Source organism: Aeropyrum camini SY1 = JCM 12091 (assembly GCF_000591035.1).
Classification (GTDB): Archaea; Thermoproteota; Thermoprotei_A; order Sulfolobales; family Acidilobaceae; genus Aeropyrum; species Aeropyrum camini.
Genome location: NC_022521.1, coordinates 1,046,691 through 1,064,781, shown reverse-complemented (window position 1 = coordinate 1,064,781; position 18,091 = coordinate 1,046,691). Strand labels below are relative to the sequence as shown.

The 18,091-nt window shown below is 58.9% G+C and carries 22 protein-coding genes; 12 read left to right on the top strand and 10 right to left on the bottom strand.

Annotation, left to right across the window (positions count from 1 at the left end; all coding sequences use genetic code 11):
* Positions 1-17 precede the first annotated feature (17 nt).
* The 7 genes from amrB (at position 18) to cyaB (ending at position 5,820) form a co-directional block, all read left to right on the top strand.
* On the top strand, positions 18-863 hold the full coding sequence (gene amrB, locus ACAM_RS05610; RefSeq protein WP_022541851.1) for an AmmeMemoRadiSam system protein B: 846 nt from the start codon (positions 18-20) through the stop codon (positions 861-863).
* A 4-nt stretch (positions 864-867) separates the two neighbouring features.
* A complete protein-coding gene (locus ACAM_RS08360) occupies positions 868-1,671 on the top strand; it encodes a hypothetical protein (protein ID WP_022541850.1) in 804 nt (267 codons plus the stop codon).
* Positions 1,646-2,401 (top strand): isopentenyl phosphate kinase family protein, encoded by a 756-nt coding sequence (locus tag ACAM_RS05605; RefSeq protein WP_022541849.1) that lies wholly within the window; start codon positions 1,646-1,648, stop codon positions 2,399-2,401. The genes ACAM_RS08360 and ACAM_RS05605 overlap by 26 nt, the downstream gene beginning before the upstream one ends.
* Positions 2,398-3,525: a type 2 isopentenyl-diphosphate Delta-isomerase gene (gene fni, locus ACAM_RS05600; protein WP_022541848.1), complete on the top strand. Its 1,128-nt coding sequence runs from the start codon at positions 2,398-2,400 to the stop codon at positions 3,523-3,525. Before ACAM_RS05605 ends, fni begins: the two co-directional genes overlap by 4 nt.
* A 72-nt stretch (positions 3,526-3,597) precedes the next feature.
* A complete protein-coding gene (locus ACAM_RS05595; RefSeq protein ID WP_022541847.1) occupies positions 3,598-4,596 on the top strand; it encodes a polyprenyl synthetase family protein in 999 nt (332 codons plus the stop codon).
* Entirely contained in the window at positions 4,597-5,133 is a 537-nt protein-coding gene (locus ACAM_RS05590) for a DUF2118 domain-containing protein (protein WP_022541846.1), read from the top strand.
* A 153-nt stretch (positions 5,134-5,286) separates the two neighbouring features.
* Positions 5,287-5,820 (top strand): class IV adenylate cyclase, encoded by a 534-nt coding sequence (cyaB, locus tag ACAM_RS05585; RefSeq protein ID WP_022541845.1) that lies wholly within the window; start codon positions 5,287-5,289, stop codon positions 5,818-5,820.
* Between the two features lie 29 nt (positions 5,821-5,849).
* Here the strand turns inward: cyaB and ACAM_RS05580 are convergent, their stop codons facing one another.
* On the bottom strand, positions 5,850-7,295 hold the full coding sequence (locus ACAM_RS05580) for an RtcB family protein (protein ID WP_022541844.1): 1,446 nt from the start codon (positions 7,293-7,295) through the stop codon (positions 5,850-5,852).
* Between the two features lie 368 nt (positions 7,296-7,663).
* On the opposite strand from ACAM_RS05580, the gene ACAM_RS05575 reads away from it, so the two are divergent.
* The 4 genes from ACAM_RS05575 (at position 7,664) to ACAM_RS05560 (ending at position 11,873) form a co-directional block, all read left to right on the top strand.
* Entirely contained in the window at positions 7,664-9,598 is a 1,935-nt protein-coding gene (locus ACAM_RS05575; protein ID WP_022541843.1) for an arginine--tRNA ligase, read from the top strand.
* Between the two features lie 92 nt (positions 9,599-9,690).
* Complete coding sequence (locus tag ACAM_RS05570) at positions 9,691-10,866, top strand: aminotransferase class V-fold PLP-dependent enzyme (RefSeq protein ID WP_022541842.1); 1,176 nt, start codon at positions 9,691-9,693, stop codon at positions 10,864-10,866.
* A gap of 7 nt (positions 10,867-10,873) precedes the next feature.
* Positions 10,874-11,437, top strand: coding sequence for an AAA family ATPase (locus tag ACAM_RS05565; RefSeq protein WP_022541841.1), 564 nt, complete (start codon positions 10,874-10,876; stop codon positions 11,435-11,437).
* Complete coding sequence (locus ACAM_RS05560; RefSeq protein WP_022541840.1) at positions 11,421-11,873, top strand: RNA-binding domain-containing protein; 453 nt, start codon at positions 11,421-11,423, stop codon at positions 11,871-11,873. The genes ACAM_RS05565 and ACAM_RS05560 overlap by 17 nt, the downstream gene beginning before the upstream one ends.
* Positions 11,874-11,957: 84 nt before the next feature.
* On the opposite strand, the gene rpsB is transcribed toward ACAM_RS05560, so the two are convergent.
* The 9 genes from rpsB to ACAM_RS05515 all read right to left on the bottom strand — a co-directional run bounded on the left by rpsB (position 11,958) and on the right by ACAM_RS05515 (position 16,503).
* Complete coding sequence (gene rpsB, locus ACAM_RS05555) at positions 11,958-12,575, bottom strand: 30S ribosomal protein S2 (RefSeq protein ID WP_022541839.1); 618 nt, start codon at positions 12,573-12,575, stop codon at positions 11,958-11,960.
* An 8-nt stretch (positions 12,576-12,583) separates the two neighbouring features.
* Positions 12,584-12,817 carry a DNA-directed RNA polymerase subunit N gene (locus ACAM_RS05550; protein WP_022541838.1) on the bottom strand — a complete coding sequence of 78 codons (234 nt, stop codon included), beginning with the start codon at positions 12,815-12,817 and terminating at the stop codon, positions 12,584-12,586.
* Positions 12,818-12,823: 6 nt separating this feature from the next.
* The gene (locus ACAM_RS05545) at positions 12,824-13,297 is read right to left on the bottom strand and encodes a 30S ribosomal protein S9 (protein WP_022541837.1); all 474 of its coding nucleotides are present in this window, start codon (positions 13,295-13,297) and stop codon (positions 12,824-12,826) included.
* On the bottom strand, positions 13,294-13,758 hold the full coding sequence (gene rplM, locus ACAM_RS05540; protein WP_022541836.1) for a 50S ribosomal protein L13: 465 nt from the start codon (positions 13,756-13,758) through the stop codon (positions 13,294-13,296). Before rplM ends, ACAM_RS05545 begins: the two co-directional genes overlap by 4 nt.
* 38 nt (positions 13,759-13,796) lie before the next feature.
* Complete coding sequence (locus ACAM_RS05535) at positions 13,797-14,159, bottom strand: 50S ribosomal protein L18e (RefSeq protein ID WP_022541835.1); 363 nt, start codon at positions 14,157-14,159, stop codon at positions 13,797-13,799.
* Complete coding sequence (locus ACAM_RS05530; RefSeq protein ID WP_022541834.1) at positions 14,156-15,016, bottom strand: DNA-directed RNA polymerase subunit D; 861 nt, start codon at positions 15,014-15,016, stop codon at positions 14,156-14,158. The genes ACAM_RS05535 and ACAM_RS05530 overlap by 4 nt, the downstream gene beginning before the upstream one ends.
* Positions 15,017-15,098: 82 nt before the next feature.
* Positions 15,099-15,500 carry a 30S ribosomal protein S11 gene (locus tag ACAM_RS05525; RefSeq protein ID WP_010866566.1) on the bottom strand — a complete coding sequence of 134 codons (402 nt, stop codon included), beginning with the start codon at positions 15,498-15,500 and terminating at the stop codon, positions 15,099-15,101.
* A 15-nt stretch (positions 15,501-15,515) separates the two neighbouring features.
* The gene (gene rpsD / locus ACAM_RS05520; protein WP_022541833.1) at positions 15,516-16,031 is read right to left on the bottom strand and encodes a 30S ribosomal protein S4; all 516 of its coding nucleotides are present in this window, start codon (positions 16,029-16,031) and stop codon (positions 15,516-15,518) included.
* Positions 16,032-16,050: 19 nt separating this feature from the next.
* On the bottom strand, positions 16,051-16,503 hold the full coding sequence (locus ACAM_RS05515; RefSeq protein WP_022541832.1) for a 30S ribosomal protein S13: 453 nt from the start codon (positions 16,501-16,503) through the stop codon (positions 16,051-16,053).
* 242 nt (positions 16,504-16,745) lie between these two features.
* Between ACAM_RS05515 and ACAM_RS05510 the strand changes: the two genes are divergently transcribed.
* Positions 16,746-18,071: a signal recognition particle protein Srp54 gene (locus tag ACAM_RS05510; RefSeq protein ID WP_022541831.1), complete on the top strand. Its 1,326-nt coding sequence runs from the start codon at positions 16,746-16,748 to the stop codon at positions 18,069-18,071.
* The last annotated feature ends 20 nt before the right edge of the window (positions 18,072-18,091 follow it).

The window sequence follows — 18,091 nt, the reverse complement described above, 5'->3', positions numbered from 1 at the left end:
TCGTGGGTGGCGCTTAGGTGAAGATAAGGAACCCGGCCCACGCTGGCACCTTCTACCCCGCCAGCCCGGAGGAGCTAGTCAGGTCTATAGAGTCATCCTTCACACACCCCCTAGGACCAGGCAAGCTGCCTCTAAAGGGCGGGGGGTCTAGAGAGCAGGCTATAGCCTACATACCACCCCACGCGGGCTACATGTACAGCGGCCCAATAGCGGCCCACGTCTACTACGACCTCTCCCTAGGGAGGAAGCCTGAAGTCGTTGTTCTGCTCGGGCCAAACCACACTGGCCTCGGGCTTGCTGCGAGCCTGTGGGATGAGGGTGTGTGGCGCACCCCTCTTGGGGAGGTTGAAGTGGATTCCGAGGTTGGGAGGCTTGTTGTGGAGTACAGCGGCATAGTGGCGCCGGACGACGAGGGCCATATATACGAGCACAGCCTGGAGGTCCAGCTGCCCTTCCTGCAATACCTTTATGGGGGGGAGTTTAAGATAGTGCCGATAGTGGTGCTTCACCAGACCCTCGACATTTCCATCAGGATAGCCAGGGCTTATTACAGGCTGAGAGAGGAGAACGGGGTTAACACGGTGCTTATCGCTACAAGCGACCTCAACCACTATGAGCCCTACGAGGAGAACAGGAGGAAGGACCTCCTTCTGCTGAAGGCTATCGAGGAGGGCGATCCCGATGGTGTTTTCAGGATTATAGAGGCCAACGCGATAAGCGCCTGCGGCCCCTCGCCAATAGCGGCCGCTGTCGAGGCGGGGAGGCTTGCGGGGGTTAAACCGAGGGTGCTGGCGTACGCGAACTCTGGCGACGTCACCGGGGAGAAGGCCTGGGTAGTAGGCTATCCTGCTGTGAGGGTCTAGAGGGTTGGCTGTAGAGAGCCCATCGGGGCTTGAGGTAGCAGTGGCGGCTCCCATACTAGGAGTGCCTATACCCGACTCTGAAAACCCTGTCATAGCGGCGCCGCTGGGCAGGGTACGCCTCGAGATAGCCCGAAGCCAGGAGTGCCGGGCTGATGCAGGGGATGTTAGCGGCGAGATAGCCGGTTTCGCCGACAACCTTCTAAAGGGTATAGACGCCGGCTACTGCGTCTCTGTGAGAAGCGTAGGCCGCCACCGCTATAGAGGGCTACCACTGTATGCAGCGGCAACTGTAGCCCTAGTCTACTGGGTAGCTGAGGCTCACGGCGAGCACCTCTCCTCACACGAGATACTCGAGCTAGCCTCCGTGGCCGACCCCTTCTCCTACGACAGGAGCTGGCACCCGGTGATATCGTCTGCCAGGCTATCCTCGGCCGAGGGGAGGGTTGCCGTGTATAGGAATGAGGAGGAGCTGGCCCTATACGGCGAGGAGTTTATAGAAGCAGGGTATTCGGGCGGGTTGGTGAGGGTTGAGCCAAGGGTCTCGAGGGAGAGGATAGGCATGGACACCTACAACGCCCTAGTTCACCTAGCCGGGGTTGCTGTACTCGAGGCCGCGGTCAGGCTGGGCGAGGGACAGCCTCTGGCCAGGATTGTTGGGGACATGAAGCCAATCCAGGATGGGGTGGCCAATATTGTCTGGGGCCTGGGCGACCCGGGGGGCGGGTGCGTCTGGACGCCAGACATGCCAGGCTATTTCACCAGGCTCTGCACGGGTGGTAGCGGTGGAAAAGGCGGGCCCAGGACCTAGAAGCCCGTGTTCCAGCGCCGTGGTTAAGCTGGGGGGCGGGCTGATAACGTTCAAGAGCAGACCCTACACTATAGACCGTGCAATGCTTGAGAGCGCGGCATCGCAGATAGCCGCCTACTCGAGGGGCGTCGGCAGGCTGGCGGCACTGGTGCACGGCGGCGGTAGCTACGGCCACGCTGCTGTGGCGGAGGCGGAGGCCCGGGGGGGCTTGACGCTCGAGGCGGCGCCCCGTGTGCAGCAGGCTATGCTAAGGCTCGCTATGGAGGTAGTAGCGTCCCTCGCGAGACACGGTGTGGAGGTGTCGGTCCACCCGCCCCACACATTCTGCTATGGAGGCGGGTGTATACTTGAACCTCTCAGGAGGGACTATATCCTGGGCCTCACGCCCATGACATTCGGAGACGCGGTCCCGGTGGAGGGCGGTGTTGAGATAGTTAGTGGGGACGACCTGGCAGCCCAGCTGGCGGTGGAGCTGGGTGTCGAGTGCCTCATATATGCGACCCGCGTGCCCGGCGTCATGAGCGGTGGTCGCGTTGTCCCCAGTATAAGGAGTGTGGGGGAGTTCGAGGACCTGGGGAGCGGGGATGCCACGGGGGGTATGGCTAGGAAGGTTAGGGCTGCTCTGGAGGCTTCCAGGAGGGGTGTCTCCAGGGTTGTTATAGTGGGTGGTGATAGACTTTTAGACGCTCTTAAAGGCGTTAATGTTGGTACAAGGGTTGAGGCGCGTTGACAGGCGACACTTCAGCGAGGAAGCTAGAACACCTGAAGATGATAGTGTCTAGCAAGGTCGAGTCTAGAGAGTCCACGCTGCTCGAGTATGTCAGGATTGTGCACAACCCCACTCCAGAGGTTAACCTTGGGGACGTGGACCTGGGGATAGACTTCTGCGGGGGCAGGCTCAAGGCGCCTCTAGTTATAACGGGTATGACGGGGGGCCACCCTGATGTGGAGTGGATAAACAGGGAGCTGGCTTCCGTCGCCGAGGAGCTGGGTATAGCTATAGGCGTTGGGAGCCAGAGGGCTGCTATAGAGGATCCTAGCCTCGCCAGGACCTTCAGGGCCGCTAGGGAGGCGGCGCCCAATGCATTTCTTATAGCCAACCTTGGAGCGCCGCAGCTCTCCCTCGGCTACTCTGTGAGGGAGGTTAGGATGGCTGTTGAGATGATTGACGCGGACGCTATTGCGATACACCTTAACCCTGGGCAGGAGGCCTACCAGCCCGAGGGAGACCCCTTTTACAGGGGTGTTATCGGGAAGATAGCCGAGGCTGCAGAGGCTGCTGGGGTGCCGGTTATAGTCAAGGAGACGGGCAACGGCCTCTCCCGCGAGACGGTGGCCCAGCTTAGGGCGCTGGGGGTTAGGTGCTTCGACACCGCCGGGCTCGGAGGGACTAACTGGATTAAAATCGAGGTCTTCAGGGGTAAGAAGGCTGGGTCACCGCTGGAGGCGGGGCCGCTGCAGGACTTCTGGGGCAACCCCACGGCCGTTGCGGTGATGGAGGCGAGGGCGGCGGCCCCCGACGCGTATATTATAGCGAGCGGGGGTGTTAGGAACGGTCTCGACGCAGCCAGGGCCATAGCCCTTGGGGCTGACGCCGCGGGCGTAGCGCTACCGGCTATAAGGAGCCTGCTCTCCGGGGGTAGGGGGGCTACTCTGAAGCTTTTGCGGGCGTTCGAGTATCAGCTCAGGACTGTTGTTTACATGGTTGGCGAGAGGAGGGCGAGGGGCCTCTGGAGGGCGCCTATAGTGGTGTGGGGTAGGCTTGCGGAGGAGGCGGCCGCTAGAGGTATAGACCCGCGGTGGTACGCCAATATACTGAGGCTCGAGGCCCTCGCCTATAAAGAGGTTAAGTAGGCTTCCCGCTAAAGATTGAAAGGCTGTCGACAACAGCCCTAGAGCCCCGGGGATGCTGAGGGTGTTGGTGTTTTGAAGTGGGATAAACTGTTTGAAGCCGCGTCCAGGTACTCGATGCTGATAGACCACTATATTATGGACTTCATGAGCTTCTCCCCCGACAGGCTGAGCGGCGCGAGTCTACATCTCATAAAGGCCGGGGGGAAGAGGCTTAGACCCCTCATAACGCTCTTGACGGCGAGGATGCTCGGGGGGGTTGAGGCTGAGGCCCGCGCCGTCCCTCTCGCATCGTCTATAGAGACGGCGCACACGTTCTCGCTTATCCACGACGACATAATGGATAGGGATGAGATGAGGAGGGGCGTGCCGGCGACACACGTAGTCTACGGGGAGGACTGGGCTATACTCGCTGGGGACACCCTCCACGCGGCCTCCTTCAAGATGATAGCAGACTCCAGGGAGTGGGGTATGAGCTTCGAGCAGGCCTACAGGGCCTTCAAGGTTCTTTCCGAGGCTGCACTGCAAATATCCAGGGGCCAGGCATACGACATGCTCTTCGAGAAGACTTGGGATGTCGACGTCGCCGACTACCTCAACATGGTCAGGCTGAAGACCGGGGCCCTTATAGAGGCGGCCGCCCGCATAGGGGCCGTCGCGGCTGGTGCTAGTAGTGAGCTGGAGAAGCTTATGGGCGAGGTCGGCATGAACGCTGGGGTGGCCTTCCAGATAAGGGACGACATACTGGGTGTGATAGGCGATCCGAAGGTGACCGGGAAGCCTGTCTACAACGACTTGAGGAGGGGGAAGAAGACGCTGCTAGTCATATACGCTGTGAAGAAGGCGGGGAGGAAGGAGATTGTCGACCTAGTAGGCCCCAAGGCTAGCGAAGAGGAGCTGAGGAGGGCTGCGTCTATAATAGTGGAGTCGGGGGCTCTGGACTATGCAGAGTCTAGAGCCCGCTTCTACGTAGAGAGGGCCAGGGACATACTCGCCAGGGTCCCGGCTGTTGACGGGGAGGCGAAGGAGCTGCTAAACCAGCTCCTAGACTATATTGTCGAGAGGGAGAAGTAGATGAGCGGGTCTGCGAGGGAGAAGAGGGGGTGGGGGGAGGAGTATAGCCCCGAAGACTACAGGTTCCCCGAGCTCTACATAGAGGACCGCACCTCCGAGAGGAGCATATGGGTGGACGTGGAGCGTCGAAAGTACTACAGGGGGCCTGTCGAGGGGCTGAAGCGCTACGGGCTAGCAGTCTACGAGCACGCTATCAAGGAGTCTATAGACATCGTGGGCTCTAAGGTGGTCAGAAGCTTCGTAGTACTCATACCCTGGAGGGGTATGAAGGGGCTCATGCTGAGGGAGGGCACGAGGGTTAAGCTAGTGGAGGCGGCGGGAGTCCAGGTTAGCCACTTCTCTCTAGAGGGCACTCGTGTTGGCGAGAGGACTGTTCTCTCCTACATATTAACGGGGAAGGGGGAGACGAGGACCTTAAGGGCTGGCGTGGAGGGCGTTGTGGCGATAATACTTACAGACCACGCGAGACACCCCCCAGCCTATATATATGTGATAGCCGACGAGAGCGATATTGTGTGGCTGGACCCGGCCGAATAGGCTGGGCGAGCTAGGCTTAACACCCTCCAGGTCCTCAGCCTTATAGATGGCTGTGATGAGTGGTGACGGCTGCGACCCAGACTGCCGGGGGATGATCTGTTGTCACCCTCTCTGAGCACCCCTCCCGCCAGGCCTCCTCTGGGGGTGTAGCGTTTGGGTAGGGGAGTTGAGATTGAGTCAAAGTATAGGATAGAGTGTGGTGAGATCGAGACCATCGAGGCGGTGTTGCGGGGCGCAGGCTTCACCTTCGAGCAGGAGAGTCTGGAGGTCGACATATACTATAGGCACCCCTGTAGGGACATGCTATCGAGGGACGAGGCGCTCAGGCTTAGAGTCTACAGCGGTGGAGGGGGTAAGCTCACCTACAAGGGGCCGAGGATGGAGGGGGGTTTCAAGGCTAGGGAGGAGATAGAGATCAGTCTCTCCAGCGTTGAGGAGGCCCGCCTCCTACTGGCTAGGCTAGGCTTTGAGGAGGCCCTAGCTGTGAGGAAAAGGCGACGGTACTACAGGGGCAGGGGGGTTATTGTCACCTTGGATAGTGTGGAGTCGCTTGGGTGTTTCGTGGAGATCGAGGCCGGGGAGCCGGAGAGTATAGAGAGGGTGGAGTCTATGCTCGGGCTAAGGGATAGGAGGGTGAGTGAGACTTACGCTGAGATGGCTTTGAAAAAGCTGAGGGGGGAGGGGTAGGGTGTTTGGGGGCTGGAGCGTGTGGCCGCCTAGCCCTTGGTCACGCCAATAGGCCTCATGCGCGCAACGAGCCTCCCTATACCGACGGCGTGTGCCACCTGTGCGACCCTGTCGACGTCCTTGTAAGCCTCCGGCATCTCCTCCACGACGGTCGCCCGGTTGCTCGCCCTTATGTAGATGCCCTTGGCGGCCAGCTCCTCGAGGACCTGGTTGAACGTCTTAGTCCTCTTAGCCCTGGACCTGCTCATCCACCTCCCGGCGCCGTGGGGGGCTGTGTACCAGCTCTTCACTCCCTCGGGGACGCCGGCTAGTATGTAGCTTCCTGTCCCCATGCTGCCGGGTATTAGCACAGGCTGGCCTACGTCCATGTAGTCCCTGGGTATTTCTGGGTGGCCGGGCGGGAATGCTCTTGTGGCTCCTTTCCTGTGTATCACCAGCTTCTTTCTCTTCCCGTCTACATCGTACTCCTCAATCTTAGCTATGTTGTGAGCCACGTCATAGACTATCTCGAGGCCGAGCTTGTCCGGGTCCTGGTGGAAGACCTTCCTGAAGCTCTCCCTAGTCCAGTGGGTTATCATCTGCCTGTTAGTCCATGCAAAGTTCGCGGCCGCGGCCATAGCCCTAACGTAGTTCTGGGCCTCAGGCGAGTTGTATGGTATGCTGGCTAGCTCCCTGTCAGGCGGTATGGTCCCGTACTTCCTCATTGCCCTCTCCATCACCATTAGATAGTCGCTGGCAACCTGGTGGCCGAGACCCCTGCTGCCAGTGTGTATCATAACCACAACCTGCCCCTCGAACAGGCCATAAGCCTTGGCTATCCTCTCGTCGAAGACCCTCTCCACAACCTGGACCTCGAGGAAGTGGTTGCCGCTGCCGAGGGTGCCCAGCTGCTCGGCCCCCCTCCTCTTCGCCGTCTGGCTGACCTTGCTCGAGTCCGCCAGGCTCCAGCTGCCCCTCTCCTCTATGTGCTCCTTATCCTCGGCCCAGCCGTATCCCCTGGATATAGCCCACTCCACACCCGTGTCCAGAACCTTGTCCAGCTCCTGGATGCTCAGCTTAACCTTGCCAGTGCTCCCCAGCCCGCTGGGGACGTTGTAGTAGAGCGTGTCCACAAGCTCCTTCAGCTTAGGCCTAACATCCTCCTCTGTGAGATTAGTCCTTAGAACCCTGACCCCACAGTTTATATCGTAGCCTACGCCGCCAGGGCTTATGACACCGTTCTCCTCCTCAATATCCATGGCTGCGACTCCGCCTATCGGGAAGCCGTATCCCTGGTGTCCGTCTGGCATTACTATAGAGTACTTCTGAATACCTTGAAGGCACGCCACGTTGGCTGCCTGGAGAAGCGTCTTATCCTGCTTCATCTTCTCGATCAGAAAGTCGTCGGCATAGACAATAGCGGGAACCCTCATACAAGGCTTGGCGTCCTGGGGAATCATCCACACGTACTTGTCTATCCTCCTAACAGGAAGCATGAGCAACCACCCACCACACTACCAGTTAACTCCTGTTTAACATGTATTGGACTCGGAAGGGTTTTAATCTGAAGCAGGCCTAAGCCACAATTCGGCGGAAACCCCGCCAGCCGCCTGCAAGCCCTGTCATAATGGGGTCCCCGGGGAGTCTTGAATAGCGTGTAGTCTAGCGTGTTTGCAGTAGTCCCGGTTGTGCATCGCACGTACCTGGTTGACGACGAGGTTTATACAGCCGGGCATCGCCCTGGGGCTGCTGTGGAGACCCGGGGGGGCTAGGTGGATCGTTGTATCACTTGTCGGTGGATAGCCTGGGGACGGGAAAAATTTAGAGGCCAGCATCTAGACCTGAAACTGGGTGTGTATATAGAGTGGTGAACTCGATAGACCCCCTGACGAGGCTCCACGGTATAGTGTCGAGCTACCTATCCGAGGTCCTCGGCGTTGATATAGGCGTTGTGGAGCGCCTCCTAGCCCCCCCGCCTAGGAGGGAGTATGGTGACCTTGGATTCCCGCTTATGAGGTTCGCCAGGTCCTCAAACGCGAGCGCTGACTCGATAGTTGAGTCTCTCAGGGGGAAGCTGTGGGAGAGGGGGATAACGTGGGCCTCCCCAAGGCTCGAGGCCGGCTACCTCAACATTGTCTTTGACGTGGAGAAGCTGGGGGACGAGGTTTTCAGGCTCCTATCATCGGGCTGGCGCCCCTCGATGGCGAGGACCTCCAGGCCGGAGACTATAGTGGTGGAGCACACAAGCGCCAACCCCATACACCCCCTGCACCTGGGGCACGCCAGGAACTCCTCCCTAGGCGATGCTCTCGCAAGGCTGTTGAAGGCTAGGGGGCACAGGGTTAACACGAGGTTCTATATTGACGACGTTGGTAGGCAGGCTGTTGTGGCTTCGCTAGGCTTCAGGCTATCCGGGGTTACGCCTGGGGAGCTTGCTTCGAGGATGGGTGTTAAGGTTGACCACGCCGTTGGCTGGGTCTACGCGGTCACACATAACGCTCTGGAAGCCGTTGCTGCGAGGCGGAGGGGTGAGACCTCGAAGGTTGACGAGGCCCTATCTATACTAGCCAGGCTCAAGGAGAGGGGTGACAAGGAGGTTTTCGAGCGTATACTCGAGTCCGTGGGCTCTCTGGAAGATCCTGAGAGGCTCGTCTCCGATATGATGAGGAGGTATGAGAGGGGTGAGGAGCCTGAGAAGAGCCTCATTAGGGGGGTTGTCTCCGCCGTCCTCGAGGGCTTCAGGGAGACGCTGCGCAGGTTCGGGGTTGATTTCGACGACTGGGACTGGGAGAGCGACCTCCTGTGGAGCAGGCTCGTGGAGAAGATTATAGAGGAGGCTAGGCGTAGCCCGTTCCTGACGGTACACAAGGATGCTATAGCCCTCGACATACCAAGGATCGCCCGCGAGGTCCTCGCCCGAGACCCTGAGGCGTCTTCCTACATAAAGCTGCCTAAAAGCCTGGAGATACCCCCCCTAATACTTGTGAGGAGCGACGGCACCACGCTCTACACGACGAGAGATCTGGCTTATAGCGTGTACAAGTTTAGGGTGACAGGGGCCGACAGGGTTATAAACGTGATAGGGGCTGACCAGAGGCTGCCCCAGCTCCAGATAAGGCTGGCCCTCCTGGGGCTGGGCTACAGGAGGGAGGCCCTCAACATGATGCACTATGACTACGAGATAGTCAGCCTCCCCGGGAGGAGGATGAGCAGCAGGAGGGGGGAGTATGTGACTCTGGACGAGCTCCTGGATATGGCGAAGGCCAGGAGCGTTAGGGAGGTCGAGTCCAGGAACCCCGGCGCCGATAGGGGGTGGATAGAGGCTACTGCGGAGAAGATCGCAGTGGGGGCCATAAGGTTCGCCCTGGTTAGGCCTGGTAGGCTGAAGCCGATAACGCTTGACGTGGAGAGGATACTAGACTTGAAGGAGAACACAGCGCCTTACCTCCAGTACACGCACGCCAGGGCCTCGAGCATCCTGGAGAAACACGGTGAGATAGACTATCTCAAGGCCCACCCGGCCAGCCTGGAAGAGGGTGCTAGGAGGGAGATCTTCGTGGAGGCACTCCGGTTCCCCCTAGTATCGGCAAAAGCTGCCGACGACCTAGCTCCAGAGGACCTAGCATCCTACCTGCTGAGGCTCGCCGACATGTTCAACTCGTGGTACCAGAAGGACAGTGTTATACACGAGGAGTGGGAGGGGGCCAGGCACGCCAAGGCCGCGCTCGTCCTCCTAGTGAAGAGCGTCATAGGAGAGGGGCTCAGGCTCCTGGGCGTCGAGCCCCTGGAAAAAATGTAGCCACCCGAGAGAGCCCCCCGTACGGCCCGCTCTCAACCGTTTTCTAGCCTGGCCTCCTCACAATAGTGTCAGGCCTTAGAGGTGTGGTGTGTTTGAGCAGCTCTTGGCTAACAGAGGTTAGGTCTCGGATCCCCATATTCTCCAGGAAGATATATCTCGACACCGCCGGCGCTGGCCCCCTGACGCTCGACGTCAAGGAGGCTGTAGAGGGTTTCCTCGACCTGTGGAACAGAGAGGGGGAGCCTTGGGGCGAGGCTCTGGAGGACATAGTGGAGGCGAGGAGGCTTTTCGCCTCTATGGTGGGGGCGAAGCTGGAGGAGGTGGCTGCCGTACCCGGGGTGTCATACGGGCTTAACGCATTCCTCTCCAGCCTGAAGCTCCCGCGGGAGTCTAACGTTGTGGTGAGCGAGACCAACTTCCCCACCGGCGTCTATACGTTCCACGCCATGGCTAGGAGGGGGCTTATACGAGAGGTGAGGATAGCCCGCGCCACCGACGGCTGCGTGGGCCTCGATGGGTTCGAGAGGCTTGTTGACGACAACACCTCCATAGTATACGTGGACATGGTCTCCTGGATAACGGGGTGTAGGGAGAACCTGAGGGCCCTCGCCGAGCTGGCCCACAGCCACGGTGCGTTGATGGTGAGCGACGTCTTCCACGCCGCGGGCGTCCACCCTCTCGACGTTAAGAAGCTAGGGCTTGACGCGGCGTTTACAGGGAGCTACAAGTGGCTCCTAGGCCTCCACGGAGGCGGCTTCGCCTACGTCTCCCAGGAGCTCCTCCCAAGCCTCGACCCCATGTTCTCCGGCTGGATGGCTATCGACGACTCTGTGATGGAGAGGCTTGCGAGGGGGGAGCCCCTCTTCTCGAGGCCCTTCGACCTCTCAGAGTTTAGGAGGGCGAGAGACGCTAAGGTGCTGGAGTGGGGGACATGGCCCGCCATAGCGTTCGTGAGCCTAAAGGCTTCTCTAAAGCTCCTCACCGTCTACGACGCGCCCGGCCTCTACAACAGCCACACGGGAAGGCTGGTCCAGCGGCTCATAGACTCGCTAGCCAGCATGGGGGTAGAGACTGTGACCCCACGGGGCATGACGGCTGGTATAGTGGTTTTCAGGCATAGGGAGCCGGAAAGGCTAGGCAGGTTCCTCGAGTCCCGCGGTATAGTGGCGTCCGTCAGGCCCGGGAGCATCAGGGTTTCAATCCACTTCTACAACTCTAGCGAGGACCTGGACGCGCTGCTAGAGGCCCTGGAGGAGTTCGGCGGGTGAGGAGGCTTTGGCCCCGCCCCAGGGGCTCATAGTAGCCGTTACCGGGCTTCCGGGAAGTGGTAAGAGCGTTGCAGCCAGGATAATCGCTGAGGAGCTTGGGGTGGAGGTTAGAGTTATGGGTGATGTGGTTAGGGAGGAGACGGTTAGAAGAGGGTTGGAGCCGACGCCCGAGAACGTTGAGAGGGTTGCAAGGACGCTCAGGGAGGAGCTTGGGAGGGCTGCAGTAGCGAGACTCCTCATAGAAAGGCTAGAGCCCGGGAGGTCCTATGTCCTAGACGGGCTTAGAAGCGTTGAGGAGGCTGAGGTCCTCGCCAGCGCCGGGTGGCGGGTGTTCGTGGTTGGCGTGTACGCGCCGAGGAAGAGGAGGCTTGAGAGGCTTATGAGGAGGCGGAGGGCCGGCGAGACTCTAGAGGAGGTCCTGGCTCTTAGGGACGCCAGCAACCTAAAGCTCGGGGTGGGTGAGGCTTTAGCCCTCTCGGACTATCTAATAGTAAATACTGGGAGCCTGGAGGACCTTGAGCTCGAGGCTAGAAGGGCTGCGAGGGTGGCGGCCTGTGGAGGGGACCCGTAGTAGGGTTAGGGTGACTGTGGAGGCCGAGGTCAGGCCTACCGAGGATAGGGAGAAGGTTTTGAAAGCCGTTAGGAACGTGGTGGAGCCCGATACAGTCAGGTTTGAGAAGATCGGGAGCACGGAGATACTCGTGGGGGAGTCGTCAACCCTAGCAAGCCTCTCCAGGCTGCACAGCATACTGCGGGCTGAGAGGATACTGGATGCGGCCAGGGGGGCAATGAAGAAGGGCCTGCAGGGCCCTGACAGGATGATTATACACCTCCACAAGCAGGCCGCTTACAAGGGCAGGTTAAGCTTCGTGTCAAGCGACCACGAGAGCCCCATGGGAGCTATAAGGATCACGATAGAACACCCCAACGTGAGGGAGGTTATAGACTGGCTCGCGCCCCCCACTGTCAGGGGGAGGCCAGTCTTCGAGAGGAGGATGCCCGAGTAAAAGTAAAATAACTATCCCGGCGAGGTCCTCGAGACTCCAGTTTATCAGTGACTGGAGAGAGGGTGGCCCCTGGGGGTATTGTGGCTATTTGAACACTTTCCTGGCCATGAATTCTTCGTAGCTCACGTCGAGGTCCTCGTCAGGCTTTAGCACACCCCTCCTCCTCAGTATCTCCCTCGTCAGTATCCAGTAGATGAGGGCTAGGCTCCTCCTCCCCCTGTTGTTAGCCGGTATGACTAGGTCGAGGTTCTCTATGCTGTTGTCTGTGTCTGCTAGGGCTACTACAGGGACGCCTACTTTGCTGGCCTCCACAACGGCCTGCCTGTCCATCCTGGGGTCTGTGACCATGACAACGTCCGGCTCTACATAGTGCTCTAGGTTCGGGTTGGTGAAGGTGCCCGGTATTATACGGCCGGTTATGGCTTTGCACCCTATCCTCTCACACATCATCCTCACAGGCTTCTGACCGTATATCCTGACGCTGACCACAGCTATCTTCTCAGGCTCGAACATTGAGAGGAACTTGGCCGCTATCGCCAGCCTCTCATCGATCTTGAGATAGTCTAGCTGGTAGTACCCCTCAGGCAGTATCCTGTGGACAAACTGCCTCATATACCTAGTGCATATCTGGGTGCCGTATACCACGCCAGCCTTTCTATAGAGCTCCGCGGGGACAAGCGTCTCCCTAACCTGTGTGCTCACGGCCTACTTCACCCCCAGATCTTAAGCCTCTCTGGAGGAACAGGTATCCCGACCCTATATTTTGCGGCCTGCTCTATGTACGTCACGCTGGTGAACAGCGTCCTCCTGCAGCAGTACCTGTCGACGCCTAGCTCGTCAAGAGCCTCGCCAGGGGTCTTCCCCGAGGCCACCAGCTCCCTGAACCTGGGCCAGAGGTGGCCTAAGGGCCTGCCGCACGTGAAACACCTGACGGGGGGTAGCATGGCGTGTCACCTGTACGACTTCTGCCATCTCCTCCTGGCGCTATACCTCATGTACTTCTCCGGCTCCGTCCTCCTAGGGTCACCCACGAGCATGGTCCTGTCGTGCTCCAAGAACGCCGTTTTAAGGTCTCTGCTTATCTTGTCCATCCTCCTACACACTTCATCGTCGCTCTCCTCACACCTGAAGAACTCGACGAGCCCGCGGGCTATCGCCATCCTCACGGCGTCGGCCTGCCCCATTACACCTCCTCCTTCTACTCTAACTCTTATGTCTACGAGGTTTCTTACGCTCTCACCCGCTATTAGCAGGGGCTCCATCATCTTTATCCTCGCCATCTCTATCGGATATATCTCGAGGGGGACACCGTTAATCCACACCCTACCCTTGCCAGGCCTTATCACAGCCCTCGCTATGGCCCTCTTCCTCTTCCCCGTGGATATCACTATCCTCTCAACCGGTGGGGCCTGCTCGGCGCTCACTTCTCAACACCCCCCTTCCACCCGAGCTGCCTGGCCACGGCTCCGAGCTCGATAAAGTGGGCTCCGAGCCTTGATGCATCGGCCTCGGGGAACCTAACCAACTCCCTGTTCTTAAGCTCCTCGGGCACACCCACATACACCTTAAGCCTTGAAAGCGCCACCCTACCCCTAGCCTTATTCCTGGGCAGCATCCCCCTCACAGCGTGTTTAAACAGCCTCTGGGGGGTCCTAGGCCTCTTAGGCCTCCACTTATGGCTGAAGCGGCTCTTAACCCCCAGGACCGTCCTCCTATAGCTCTCCACAACCATCTTCGGGTCGCCGCTCAACACTATCTTCTCGGCGTTAACCACCTTCACACTCCACCCGGCCAGCAGGAGCTTGGCCACCAGGCTGGCCAGGCGGCCCATTATCATGCCGGACCCGTCAACAACGATCTCCCTAGATTCTCCATCGCCGGCCAACAGACTCAAACCCCCACACTATCCCGATGACCCTAGGCCTATATTATTATGCGCGTCCTGCTCCCCCGGGGGTTCTCCCTGACAGCCTGCTCCAGGGTTATAGCCCTAGAGCCCGAGAGCCTTATCTTGACCAGGGCCTGGAGGCTGAAGGAGAGGGCGGCCACTGTAACCTTCTTCTCCAGCGACCCAGTCCCGAGGACCTTACCTGGCACCACAACCATCTCCCCGTCGCTGGCGTACCTGTTTATCTTGCTCAGGTTAACCTCGGCCCTCCTCCTACGCGGCCTCTCAAGAAGCTCCGCAACCCTCCGCCATACAGGCGCTGAGTTCCTCCTTGCAGCCCTTCTAAGCTCGCTTACTATCCTCCGGGTAACCAGGCTAGTGGGTCCGGTGGGCCTCATGACTCCTCTACACCCACACTCTCTACGGCCTCTGCAAACCTCTTAACTTTCTCCTCCAGCTCCCGGAGAGCAAGCTCCACGATCTTCTCCGGCTTGAGGGCGCCCGTGGACTCCACCTCGAGGTCCAGTATGCCGCTGTCGTAGCGGACCTCTACGGCTCCTCGGCACGCTGTTTCAGCGCAGTATCTCAGCCCGCTTGTCCTCCTTAGACCCTCTAAAACCAGGCTCCCTTTACCCCCCGATTTTAGTGCCTCCACAACATTTGGGTGGGCTGAGAGGCATTCGAGACATTCTTGGCTGGCCTTCGAGCCGTCGTATAGTAGTACGGGGGTGTACCTGAGAACCGAGAGGCTCGCGGGCGACCATTTGGTATGCTCCCTGCCCCTTCCGAGGCGTGCGAAGGCCTGGACATGAATCCTCTGGCCGGGCGCCACGTATATGAGGGGGGTATCGGGATAGACTGGCTTTACCTGGGGATCGCTTATCGACAGGTCGCCTGCTGTTATATACCTGCCCGTCTCACCCTCAGCCTCTACCTCGGCCTCCAGGCTCACCTCCACGAAACAATCCTCCTCGCTAGGCTCCTTACCAGCGCACTCCTCAGGCCTCTTATACTTCTCTACAGCCTCGTTGCTGTCTAGAACAACCAGGCCAAGCCTGTGGGCTACCATTTCGTCGTAGACTGCAGTAGTGTTATCGAATATGTAGGCGTAGTCCACAGCCATTGTGGGTACATCGCTCAAAACGGTCCTCCTCACCGCGTTAACAAGGACGACGGGATAACCCTTTATCCTAAGCCTTATCCTGAGGCCATCTAGCTCCACTACATCAACACTACGCTCCTGGGACGTAGCCACCGAATAGACACCCCGCAACCATGCTGGCTGGTGCTAAACCCGGTGAAAACATATTGGCCGATGGGCATGAGTCTCCCGGAGGCTATACCCTCCTACCCCTTCTGCCGCCCGGCCTCCTCGTGGTGTCGTGGGGTATCGGCGTTACATCCTCGATCCTGCCTATTATGAAGCCAGCCCTGGCTAGAGCTCTTATAGCGGCCTGGGCCCCAGGCCCCGGGGTCTTGGGGCCGTGGCCGCCGGGCGCCCTGACTTTAATGTGTATAGCCGCTATACCGCGCTCCATAGCCTTCTGAGCCGCCCTGCTGGCGGCTATCATGGCTGCGTAGGGGCTTGGCTTCTCTCTATCGGCCTTAACAACCATACCCCCAGTCACCCTGGCTACCGTTTCAGCCCCTGTGAGGTCTGTGATGTGGACGTGCGTGTTGTTGAAGCTACTATAAATGTGGGCTACACCCCACTTAAGCTCCCTCGGGTACATAGCCAATACTCAACACCCCCTCTACGCCTGTGCAGCTTCCTCCGCCTTCTCCTTAAACGGGCTTCCAGGGGCATAATCTATTAGCTTCTCCTCCTCCCTGCTGACCAGGTAGCCGGGGCTTGTGACCCTCCGGCCAGCTATGGCTATGTGGCCGTGTACCACAAGCTGCCTGGCCTGGTATATGGTATTCGCCAGCCCCTTCTTATACACTATCGTCTGGAGCCTCCTCTCCAGAACCTTCTCAGCGTTTATACCCAGGACCTCGTCGATGTCTACATTCGGGTTGTCTATCAGCCCCATCCTGTACAGGCTCTCGACAAGTACCCGCGAAGCCTCTCTCCTAACCTCCGGCGGCAGCCCTAGCAGGCTCCTTGCCCTATGCCTAAACCTCCTAGCCAGCGTCTCGGCCTTCCAAAGCTCCTTCTTATTCCTCAGCCCGTAACGCCCCATAAGCTCCCTCTCACGCTCCAGCCTCTCCTTTATCCACGGGTGCTTCGGGCCCTCCCACTTCTTCCTAGGCTTCCTGGGATCGCCCATAACCCCCCACCCCCGAGGGCTACCTCTTCTTGCGGACGCCTATTGTCATGCCCAGCCTGCCCGTGGTCCTCGTCCTCTGGCCTCTGACCTTCAGCCCGTACTTATGCCTTATACCCCTCCACGACCCGATCTTCATCTCCCTCTCTATATCCCTCCTAGCGTAGAATATCAGCTCGTTGCCTATGAGATGGAGATCCTTTCCAGTCTCGTAGTCTCTCCTCCTATTGTAGAGCCATTTAGGAAGGCCGAGCTGGGTTATATCCCTCAGGACTTCGTCCAGCCTTCTAATCTCCTCTTCCGTCAGGAAACCTACCTTCTTCTCGGGGTCGAGGCCTAGCATACGGATTACAGCCATGGCCGTGGTATATCCGATGCCCTTAATGCTGGCCAGCCCGTAGGGCAGCTTTAGATCTCCATCTATATCGACACCCGCTATCCTGACTATATATTTGAAGCTAGTCTCCTCAGCCAACGCCTAATCCCTGTATTCCAACATGGGGGAAGGCCTAATATAGGTTAGAGGCTCGGCCCAGCGAAGCGGTCCCCACAGCCGCTCCCACAGCCAGAGCGGCTCCGGAGCCGCCGGAACGGCCTCACAGCCCAAGTGTCAGTGGTATGTGGCCTCCCTGGGGCTTTAGCTTTCCGGTACAAGCCTCTACATGCCCTTTATCCCCTGCAGCCTCCTACTCTTAGGAGGTGGGGTTGGCGCTGCCTATGATGGAGGGCGTTAGGAGGGCTGTAGCCAAGTTCTTGAAGGGAGGGGGAGTCTATGAGAAGGCCGTTGACGCCTTCCTCAGGGATCTGCAGAGGGAGTTGATAAAGGCTGACGTGAATGTAAAGTTGGTGCTGAGCGTCACTAGGAGCATAAGGGAGAGGGCGCTCAAGGAGGAGCCCCCTCCGGGCGTCACTAGGAGGGATTGGATGATAAAGATAGTTTATGAGGAGCTTGTGAAGCTTTTCGGGGGCGAGCAGGAGCCCCAGGTGGAGCCGCCTAAGACGCCGTGGGTCATACTGCTCGTCGGAGTTCAGGGCTCGGGTAAGACTACGACCGCCGGAAAACTGGCATACTACTATGTGAGGCGCGGCTATAAGGTGGGCCTGGTCAGCAGCGACACCCACAGGCCAGGAGCATACGAGCAGCTCAAGAGGCTGGCTGAGGAGGCGGGGGCTATGTTCTACGGCGAGAAGGAGGGGGACCCGGCGGATATAGCTAGGAGGGGTTTGGAGGAGCTTCTCCAGCGGGGGGCCGAGGTAGTGATAGTTGACACCGCTGGCCGTCACGGGCACGGCGAGGAGGCCAAGCTGCTCGAGGAGATGAGGGCTATAGCCTCTAAGGTAAGACCTGATGAGGTGGCCCTGGTTATAGACGCGAGTATAGGCCAGAAGGCTATGTCCCTGGCTGAGAGGTTCCATAAGTCAACCCCCATAGGCAGCATAATAATAACTAAGATGGATGGCACAGCCCGCGGCGGCGGCGCCCTTACAGCGGCAGCCGTTACGGGGGCGAGGATAAAGTTCATAGGTACAGGAGAGACTCTGAGCGAGCTGGAGCCATTTGCACCTAGGAGGTTCGTCGCCAGGATACTGGGCATGGGCGATCTGGAGAGCCTCCTTGAAAGGATAAGGAGCTTGGAGGAGGCTAGCGAGCTCGATAAGGCGGCTGAAGATGTTTTGAAGGGGAGGATAACGATGCGCACGATATATAGACAGCTTAAGGCTATGAGAAAGCTGGGGCCCCTGGGCAAGGTCCTCCAGATGCTGCCGGGTGCTTCCATGCTGGCTAGCATAGACGAGGGGGCGCTAAAGCTGGGTGAGGAGAAGATGAGGAGGTGGATGGCTATAATAGAGAGTATGACGTACGAGGAGCTAGACAGGCCTGATATCATTGACAAGAGGAGGATGAGGAGAATAGCCATAGGCAGCGGCACAAGCGTTGAGGACGTGAGGGAGCTGCTAACCTACTACAAGAACCTTAAGACAATGATGAAGAAGCTGAAGCGCGACAAACGGCTCCTGAGAAGGCTGGGCATGGAGATCTAGGAGATCTAGATGCACATATC